Source organism: Vogesella fluminis (assembly GCF_014652335.1).
Classification (GTDB): Bacteria; Pseudomonadota; Gammaproteobacteria; order Burkholderiales; family Chromobacteriaceae; genus Vogesella; species Vogesella fluminis.
The window spans coordinates 1-8,678 of the sequence record NZ_BMYP01000062.1; the positions used below are offsets into that span (position 1 = coordinate 1).

Genomic DNA, 8,678 nt, shown 5'->3' on the forward strand with positions numbered 1-8,678 from the left:
GAGCAGGCCATGCTGGTCTGACTCACACAAAATGGCCTCCGCGAAACCCGGGGCGGTTCAGACCGACGAGCCTGTTTCCACGTGGATGGCCGGGAGGGCCACCGAGGGTGTGACGCCATTGGGTGTCACGGGCCGCCAGACCCCCGGCTCGACGCAGACGCACACCTCAGACTTCACGTTGCATAGCACCTTCACCTTTTTGGCTAGCCAGTAGGTGCCGAAGGCCAGGGTTATGGCAACGATCGGACTGGAAACCATGGGGAGCAGGAAGGTGGTGCCAAGCTTCGAGAAGTTGACCGCCGAAGGCGCTTTCACCATGCCGGCACCAACGAGGCCGCCGATGATCGCGTGCGTGGTCGAGATGGGGAAGCCGAAATAGGTTGCGAACATCACCGTGATGGCGGCACCAAGCGCGACGCAGAAAAGGAAGGCGGGTGCGCCTACCAGTGCATCCGGCACGAGCCCTTTACCCGAGAAATTGCTGACGAGCTGCCCAGCCACGTAGAGGCTCAACAATGCCCCGGCAACGGTAGCGATGGTCGACAGGATCAGCGCGTGTCGATACTCGATCGAGTCGCTGCCCCAAAGCGTGGCAAATCCCTTGAAATTATCGTTTGCGCCGTTGGCGTACGCCAACAGCATTCCCGCGAAAAACAATATCATTGCGATCATCATTTCACCTTTTAAAACAATATGTAGAAGCTGGGCGGTTTAGAAGAAAACACGAATACCGGCCAATACATCCTTACTGGTCTTGCCATTCTGTACGGGAACGTAGAACTGCCCTTGGAGCACGCCTTTAGCACTTCAAGCAGCAGCGCTTGAACTCACCTTCAACCGGCGGCTTGACCATCGACGCGTAGAGCTCATCGACGCGCGCATCCGGATGCTTCCAGTTGACGTGGAACTCACCCTCTTCCAGCTCGAGCGCCTGAATCGACTCGTTCTCCAGCAAGGGCGAGCCCTTGTAGAGGTGCAAGCGGGTCTCGTACTGCACCGGGTCGACGTTGTCGGTCAGGCCGGCGGTTTGGATGAAGTCGTGGAACTTGGCCAGATCCTCGAGGGTGCTCCACGGGTTGAACATGATGAACGTAGGGTTCAGCTGCACGCCCACTTCACGGAGGAATTCGACGGCCTCCTGAATCATGTCGACCGTCATTTCCTTGTACACCTGGTCAAGGACGGTCTGGCTCGGGAATTCCAGTGCCGAAGTAATCATCGACAGGCCGTAGGTGGCCATATCCAAAATCGCCTGCTTGTTTTCCAGGATATGGTCGACGCGTGCCGTGAAGTCGAAAGTCAGCGCGGGGTGCCGCTCGTGGATCGCCTTCATGAGGGCGGTGCCATGCCGCTTGGTGTTGAAGAAGTCGGCATCGGTAAACGTCAAATGCGTCATACCCTGCTGAATGAGTACATCGACATCCTGAATGACCAGGTCTTCGGGGACCACGACCACTTTTCCGTCGTAGGCGGCATAGACCGAGCAGTAGGTGCACTTGTGGTGGCAGCCTCGTGTTGTCTCCAAGCCCCCGACTACCAGCGAGCGGCCCAGCAAACGCTCCAACTGTGGTTGCGGGTACTTGGACAAGGGCGGGCCCATGGCCCGGTCGATGGGCAGCAGGTGGTCGCGCGTGATGACCGGACGGATCGGCTCCGAGCCTTGATCGTGCAGGCGTGCAATGTCGAAGACGGCCGTGACGGCGGTCTGCTGCGGACGGTTCGTCACGATCGACACGAGCGGCTGCTCCCATTCACCCGACACGGTGAAGTCGCAGTACTTCCCGGTCAGGCGCTCGACGTTGATCGACGCGTACTGGCCAAAGAAGATGATCTTGGCGTCTTCGTTCGCCTCCCGCACGCGTTGGGCTAACTGGATGCCCGTGGTGAGGGAGTCGAACAGCGGGATGGAGATTGCAACGTAGGATGCACTACGCACTGCGTCGAGTGCCACCTCGACGCCGCTGACATATACATCGACTAGTTGGACATCGACGCCTGCGCGCTTGAGTGCCGATGCGCCAGTCAAGGCGGTAACCGGCTGATACCCGCCTTCAAAGGTCGTCAGAACAATGCAGGCAGCCATCAGCAGGCCCTCTTCTTCGCGATGATCACCACGTAGATCACCTTGTTCTCAAGGAAGGAGTGCGACTCGGGGTGCTTTTCGCAGAATTCGTTGAATTCCTTGGCGATTTGCGGGCTGCTCTCGCGCAGCTCGGCATAGCGTGCGTTCTTGTCCTCGGTGAAGTCGATCACTTCGATCGAGGTGAACCCTGCTTCCTTCAAGCTGGCGACGTTTTTATCCAGCGTCCAAGCGCCGGCGCGGCAGCCGCTCACCAGGCCCAGGTCATTGCGGACAGTCTCGGGCACCTCTTCCGTCGATACGAAGTCCGTATAGACGAACGTGCCGTTCTCATCGAGCACACGAAAAACTTCACGAAACGCCTGTTCCCGCTCTGGCAGCAGCGTGAAGACACACTCGCTGTAGGTGAATGAGAAGTGGCCGTCCATATAGGGCAGGCTGCAGGCATTTGCGACGAAGAAGCCGAGCTTGCGTTGTGCTTCGGTGGACAAGGACTGGCGCTCCTGCTTCGCGCGCTCGACCATGCTCTCGCTGAAGTCGATGCCGATGAGCTGTTTCGCGGCACCGAGCTGCGGCGAGAGCTTGAGCAGCGTCGTCCCCATGCCGCAACCGATGTCGAGCACGGTGGCCGGCTGGTACTCATTGGCGAGCGAGATGATCTTTTCCGTCGGGGCGGACGGCGAAAACTTGTCGACGTTCTGGGCGTACGGGCCTTCGTTGCGCGCCACCGAGTCATAGAAGTCCTTGATAGCCTGGCTGCGATCGTCCAGCTTGGCTACGGTACCGGAACAGCAAGCGGGGGCTTCTTGGGTTTCTAACATGAGGTGCTCCAATGTATTTGAAGAATTACGAGTTGACGGTGGCGAGGCGAGCGCCGGGGACCCTTCCCAGTAAGAGGAAGGCGAAGGTGCCGACGGCCCAAATGGCGGCACAGAAATAGAACGTCACGTCGACGCGGTAGATTTGCAGCAGCAAGCCGGACGCGAGCGGGCCCGCGACCATGCCGGCACTGGTTGCGGAGCTGAGGACGCCCATCGCGCTGCCCATGCCGATAGTCCGGCCCACTTCGACCGACAGCGCCGAAGAGGCGGCCAGAGTGGCGCCAGAAACGATGCCGACGATCACCATCAATGCGCCGATGGAGACAGCTGATGAACAAGCAGGGAAGACCAGCAGGAGGCAAGCCGTAGCGATGCCGGAGATGATCACGACATGGCCGCGGTTGACCTTGTCGACAAGGCGCCCAAGCGGCGGCTGGGCCAATGCGATCGCTACGTTGTTCAGCGCGAGAAGGCCGCCAATCACGGCCGGCGATAGGCCCCGCTTGGCTGCGTAGATCGTGAAGAACGAAACGAAGAAAATGCTGAGTACGGCGGAGACGAAGTTGATCACCGAGAGTCGCAGCACGGCCGGCGTCTTGTAGAACGGCACAGCAGCCACTTCAGCTACGGGTGCGGCTTGGCCATCCGCCTTCGGCGCTTCCTTCTTCTTGCTCGACACAGTAGGCAGCGCCAGCCAGGTGACCAGCAGCGAGATGATGGCCAGGGCAAACAAGGCAATGAAGGCGGCCTTGGGGCCATACCGTTCAACGGCAAAACCACCGATCAATGGCCCGACACCATTGGCGGCGAACAGCACCGTGTTGTAGATCCCCATATAGCGGCCTTCCTTGCCAACCTCGGCAATCGAGCCGATGTAGGCCATGGCCATCGGCAGCATCATTGCCGATGCCAGGCCATGGACAAGGCGGCCAGCCAGCAGGCCTGGTGCGGATGCCGCCGCCCAGTAGAGGCCGGCGATCAGGGGGTACAGGAGCAGGCTGACGGTCAGCACGGTCTTCGGACCCTGCCGGTCACCGAACTTACCGATGCGCGATCCGCAGATCAGGCGTACCACGTAGAAGCCCGAGTACAAGGCTCCAACCATCACGCCGGAGGCACCGAGGCTCGTCGCATACGGCGCCAACACCGGCGCAACCATGCCGGTCCCGACGACCAGCACGAATACGGCGAAGCAGATGGTAAATAGCGATAGTTGTTTCACGTCCAAGGTTCTTTATGGCTTAACAGCAGGATGTCGACGGGTCGCAGCAGGCTTGACTGCCGCCCGCCGGCAGCACGCCTTTCGTGACCTTGGGGTCACGGACCATGGGGGTATTGCAATCGAATATCGGGGCTTCGTTTTCCGTCGGCGGCATGTAGCAGGGAATCCCGTAGAAAAACTGCGCGTACGGCTCGGAGGTGAGGATGTCATAGGTCTTCTTGCAGACCGCCGTGCGCACCCCGCGGCGGTACACGTGGCCGTCGTCGTCGGTCGCATCGAGGAACGGCCCGCGGTACATAACGGCGTGGCCGTAGTCGACGCACGGTCCTTCTTTTCCCTTGAACGCCTTGAGGGCATGCAGCCGGACTTCGGTGCCACTGGCGAGAATCCGGTCGGGCAGATCAGCACGGAAGGTGAAGGCAGCACCGTAGAGCTTGGCGCGAGCGACCACCGCTTCCAGTTGCATTTCGAGCGGCACCGACTGCAGTTCAACGCTACCGACGCGGGTGTCTGCGGTAACCGGTTCGTCTGCAAGGTATGCGAGGACCGCGCACATTCCGCGACGCCGCAATACGCGATAGGCATCATCGAGCAGGGCTGCGGCTGCAGCCGTTTGCAACTCGTTGGCAGCAAGGTCGATCACGACCAGGTCGACCGAGTCATCAGCAATGTCGGGATGGTTCGAACGCTCGGACTGAAGGTCGTCAAGTAGCTTGAAGAACTCGGGCGAGCTCGAAACTGGCGCATTCTGCAGGCGGTCTGATAGCCAGCTGTCGCCGCCAGCCAGGTCGTATCGGGGAAGCGCCGAATCACTCATGTCGCGGTGTTTCACGAAACGAATCTGGGTCGGGCAATTGGCCGGGATGCCCAGCAGCTTCCGGTAGTCCTCGGCGGTGGCACGCGGCCCGACGATCACGACATTTGCCGGCACAGCGTCGGTGCTGGCTGCCAACGATGCCAGTGCCAAGTCATGGTATGCATTGTCGAATTTTGTCTCGACCTCGGTCTTGGCCATCTTGGCCAGGACCAAATTACGCAGTTGTAGCGAATCCAAAGCTATGTCCTCAGTGTTTGGGCTTAGCGCCCCTATTCGACGGTCAGCGCAATGTCGCGCTCTACAGCATCAATAGCTTCGATCACGAGCGGTGCGCTATCCCCGGCGATCAGGCAGTGCCCTAGGCGGTTGTAATTGCTTGTGGTGCGCGGCACGGTGTCACCGGAGCGCATGTACCAGGACAGATCGAGCAAGCGCGTCGATCCGTCGCTGTTAGCCACGACTCGGTACCTGATGACGCCCGCTTTGGGCGCGGTGAAGAAGCGGATGGCAGCTGCACCCGCCGTGCCTTCGCCTCGTGGGTAAGTTTCGTAGCTCTCGCCGAGGCTCAGATGCATCGACAACTCATGCAGGTCGACCCCGGTTGTCGTTCTCACCAGCACGGGAATTTTGTCGCCACCAGGGCGTGCATTGACTTCGACGATCTTGGGGCCGCCAGCCGTCAGGCGGATCTCGGTATGGGTAACTGCGTTGTCGACACCAAGCGCCGTCAGCGCTTGACTCACCGTCTCGGCGATTTGGGCATGCACTTTAGGCTGAATCGGTGCAGGGACAAGATGCTGAATCTCAGTGGTCGACGGCTCGGCATCCAAAGTCTTCTGCGTGATCGCGATCACGGTAGTCACGCCTTGCGACGTGCAGGATTCGACGCTGAACTCGGGGCCGTCCAGGTATTCCTCGATCAGGATTTCCGGGTTGCGAGGCTGCCCCACCCAGTTGGTGGACTGACGGCCGATGGCAGTCACTGCATCCCACACTTCGTCGGGCGTTTCACACTTGATGACCTGGTTGCTGCCGGCATCGTTCGAGGGTTTGACCACCACCGGGCATGGCATATCTCGTAGCGCGCCCAGGGCCTCTGCGGGCATCTTGACGGTGCAGAAGGCAGGAGAGCCCACTTTATGGGCAGCGAGCAGTGCCCGGGTCCGCTGCTTGTGCCGGCAATTGAGTGCAGCCTCGTAAGACAGTCCACGCGACAACCCCAAGGCCTCGGCAATCCGAGCAGCAAGGGGAATGCGGTATTCATTGAGCGTGAAGACACCCTGTATGGCGAACTTGGTGGCCAGGCTGGAGACCTTCGCGACCACCGTCTCTTCGTCGTTCAAGTCCAGCTCGACCGGAATATCGGCCTCCATGGCCTCTTCTTCGGAAATCATGCTGCTCAGAAAGATGACCGATAGGCCACCTTTTCTCGCATATTCGAAGCCATGCTCGCCGGAGCGAAAGCCAATGATGACAATAGATTTAGTCATTATTTCTAACTCAACCTTGCAGGCGTTTCGATTATCGACAGCACTCCTGGCTGGCCGACGCCTGAGCTGTGGCTTGGCCTGGAGCGATAGGCGCCAAGGGCGACTCGAGTAATACTCGCGCGCGCAGCAACGGAATCAATTGAGAAATCTGCTCGATCTCGGCATTACCAATTCCTGCTTGCTTTGCCTGGATAATCGATATACGCAGCATTTCCTTGGCACCTAGAGCATTTGCCACTGCAATCTTGACCAGCTTCATGTCGCGCTCAGAGAGACCGCCAGCGGTGGTCAGCTTGTCCTCAGCCATATTGAGTGCTGCTTCCAAAGCGTTCATTTTCTTACCCTTGCAGTAGATGTGTGCCAGATAGTCGGCAATTCGCCATGAACCCTTTGCGCGGTCGGCTTAGAGGCCCATAAAGGAAATCAACGATTGAAGCACGGGAAACAGCATGCTAAAGGCATCGCCACGCAATGCGCAATGCTTGAGATTCTATGGAAATAGGTTGGATTCTCACCATTCCATAATGAGTAATAAACACACAGCAAACTACAAAGCAGCGGATGACCATGAGGCCCCTCGTTGCCCGCCACCAAGCCCATCTCATTACACACAACTCATCCGTCATTGGATAACCGTGCAAAGCGCATGCCTTCCACAAACACGGCGATTTCCTGCAAGCCCAGCCAGATCGTCTTCGCGCCGGGATCGCCATCATGCTTGCGCCCCAGGAACCCTCCGCGCCGCGCAATCAGCCGGATCACTTCATTCCGCGGAGGCGTCGCTTTGGGTGGATGTTTTTTATTCAGAATGTACGCCGCCTGCCACTCCTCCTTGGCAAACAGCAGGTCGGCATCCAGTTCCGGCAGCGTCCGCCCTAGCCGCATCAACCGATTGATGCGCCAGGCAATTACCAGATAGAGCGCCAGTGCCGATTCCAGGCGCTCCAGCGTGCTCAGTTGCAACTGCTCCACGCGGCAGCCTTCTTTCAGAATCAGGAAGAACAGCTCGATTTCCCAGCGGGCCCGATACCAGTCAATCAGTTCAACCGCCGCTTCCAACGTGCCGGCCTCCCGGTTACTCAGCAACCGCCAAATCACCGGCTTGCACCCCTCGGGCGTGTTGATCTCCGCGGCCTCCAGACAGGTGACAGGCACTTCACCGCCATGACCGTCCGTCAGCGTGACGCGCCGGGCGCGGATTTCCTGTTCCACGTGGCGGACTTTGCGCCCGCGCCCGGCCGGCAGCTCGAAGCGCACGTGGCCCAGCAGTGGCGCGGCGGCTACGCTGTCCCACAGCTTGCGGCCGTCGGGTAGCGCGCGGTTGTGCTGGCTATGGATCAGGTAGTCCAGCGGATGTCCCAGGTCACGCGCCTTGACCAGCAGCGCCAGGATGTCAGACTCGCGATCGGCCACGTTGACCAGCCGGGTATCAGGCAGCTGCGCAGCCTGTTCTGCCAGCCGCTGGTAGCTTTCCAGCCAGCGTTGGCTTTCCTTGACGCCCTCTCTCACGCCCTCTTCGTTCTTGAATTCGCGCGCCCACATCCAGGCATCCAGCACGCCCAGTGGTTCGCGCTCGGGCGTGATGGCGTAGCTGGGGTGCAGGTAGAAGCCGCGCTGCGCTTCGTAGCTCAGCGGCCCGAGTCCGTCGATGTCCTGGCCTTGATAGTCCAGTTCGGTGGTGTCCTGGATGCACAGTACGATGCGGTGCGCCTGCATGCGCTGCTGTGCGCAGTCCCAGTGCGGCTGGAGCAGGGCTTCCCAGCCGACGCTGGGGCGCTTCAGAAAGCGGCAGGCGCCTTGCGTCTCGTGCCAGCCGTCGCAGGCCGCCGGGATACTGGCGAAGGGGTTCTGTCCCAAGCGCTCGGCCAACAATACCGCGCGTTGATCCAGCCGTTTGTCTCCCAAGACTATCGTGGCGAATTCTTCTGCTGCCCAGTTCATGTGTTCTTGCTATTGGTCGTCGGGAGCGCGATGCCCTCACATGACGAGTGAGTTGTGTGTAATGAGATGCGCCACCAAGCCACGCGGCTCTACCAGCCGCACTCATGCCAGTTCACGCAGCGGGCAGTACCCGACCCGAAGCTTGCTTGTTCGTTTCATCAGATGAGATAGTCATGTGTGGAAATGAAAATCGGGTAACTTGTAGTTAGACCATGAAAGAACAAGCGCTTAGCTCAAGAAGTCGCCAAGGATAGAGTCCACGGAAGTGGTGTAAATGCAGACAGATGGTAGGAGGCCATCGACGAAC

The 8,678-nt window shown here is 59.6% G+C and carries 8 protein-coding genes; all 8 read right to left on the reverse strand.

The window, feature by feature from the left end; all coding sequences use genetic code 11:
* Positions 1-57 precede the first annotated feature (57 nt).
* The gene (locus IE083_RS14730) at positions 58-675 is read right to left on the reverse strand and encodes an inorganic phosphate transporter (RefSeq protein ID WP_189354794.1); all 618 of its coding nucleotides are present in this window, start codon (positions 673-675) and stop codon (positions 58-60) included.
* 124 nt (positions 676-799) lie between these two features.
* Complete coding sequence (gene arsL, locus IE083_RS14735; protein WP_189354795.1) at positions 800-2,083, reverse strand: arsinothricin biosynthesis radical SAM protein ArsL; 1,284 nt, start codon at positions 2,081-2,083, stop codon at positions 800-802.
* Positions 2,083-2,901 carry a putative arsinothricin biosynthesis methyltransferase ArsM gene (arsM, locus tag IE083_RS14740; RefSeq protein WP_189354796.1) on the reverse strand — a complete coding sequence of 273 codons (819 nt, stop codon included), beginning with the start codon at positions 2,899-2,901 and terminating at the stop codon, positions 2,083-2,085. The genes arsL and arsM overlap by 1 nt, the downstream gene beginning before the upstream one ends.
* A gap of 25 nt (positions 2,902-2,926) precedes the next feature.
* On the reverse strand, positions 2,927-4,123 hold the full coding sequence (locus IE083_RS14745; RefSeq protein WP_189354797.1) for an MFS transporter: 1,197 nt from the start codon (positions 4,121-4,123) through the stop codon (positions 2,927-2,929).
* 19 nt (positions 4,124-4,142) lie between these two features.
* Positions 4,143-5,177, reverse strand: a complete 1,035-nt coding sequence (locus IE083_RS14750; protein ID WP_189354798.1) for a DUF8838 domain-containing protein — start codon at positions 5,175-5,177, stop codon at positions 4,143-4,145.
* 32 nt (positions 5,178-5,209) lie between these two features.
* On the reverse strand, positions 5,210-6,430 hold the full coding sequence (locus IE083_RS14755; RefSeq protein ID WP_189354799.1) for an ATP-grasp domain-containing protein: 1,221 nt from the start codon (positions 6,428-6,430) through the stop codon (positions 5,210-5,212).
* A 31-nt stretch (positions 6,431-6,461) separates the two neighbouring features.
* Complete coding sequence (locus IE083_RS14760) at positions 6,462-6,764, reverse strand: hypothetical protein (RefSeq protein ID WP_189354800.1); 303 nt, start codon at positions 6,762-6,764, stop codon at positions 6,462-6,464.
* A 281-nt stretch (positions 6,765-7,045) separates the two neighbouring features.
* Positions 7,046-8,371 (reverse strand): IS4 family transposase, encoded by a 1,326-nt coding sequence (locus tag IE083_RS14765; RefSeq protein WP_189354801.1) that lies wholly within the window; start codon positions 8,369-8,371, stop codon positions 7,046-7,048.
* Positions 8,372-8,678 lie beyond the last annotated feature (307 nt).

Bases quoted from the DNA above. Each gene is read 5' to 3' on its own strand.
- arsL (WP_189354795.1), bottom strand. From the start codon at position 2,083: ATGGCTGCCTGCATTGTTCTGACGACCTTTGAAGGCGGGTATCAGCCG.
- IE083_RS14755 (WP_189354799.1), bottom strand. From the start codon at position 6,430: ATGACTAAATCTATTGTCATCATTGGCTTTCGCTCCGGCGAGCATGGC.
- IE083_RS14765 (WP_189354801.1), bottom strand. From the start codon at position 8,371: ATGAACTGGGCAGCAGAAGAATTCGCCACGATAGTCTTGGGAGACAAA.
- IE083_RS14730 (WP_189354794.1), bottom strand. From the start codon at position 675: ATGATGATCGCAATGATATTGTTTTTCGCGGGAATGCTGTTGGCGTAC.
- arsM (WP_189354796.1), bottom strand. From the start codon at position 2,901: ATGTTAGAAACCCAAGAAGCCCCCGCTTGCTGTTCCGGTACCGTAGCC.
- IE083_RS14760 (WP_189354800.1), bottom strand. From the start codon at position 6,764: ATGAACGCTTTGGAAGCAGCACTCAATATGGCTGAGGACAAGCTGACC.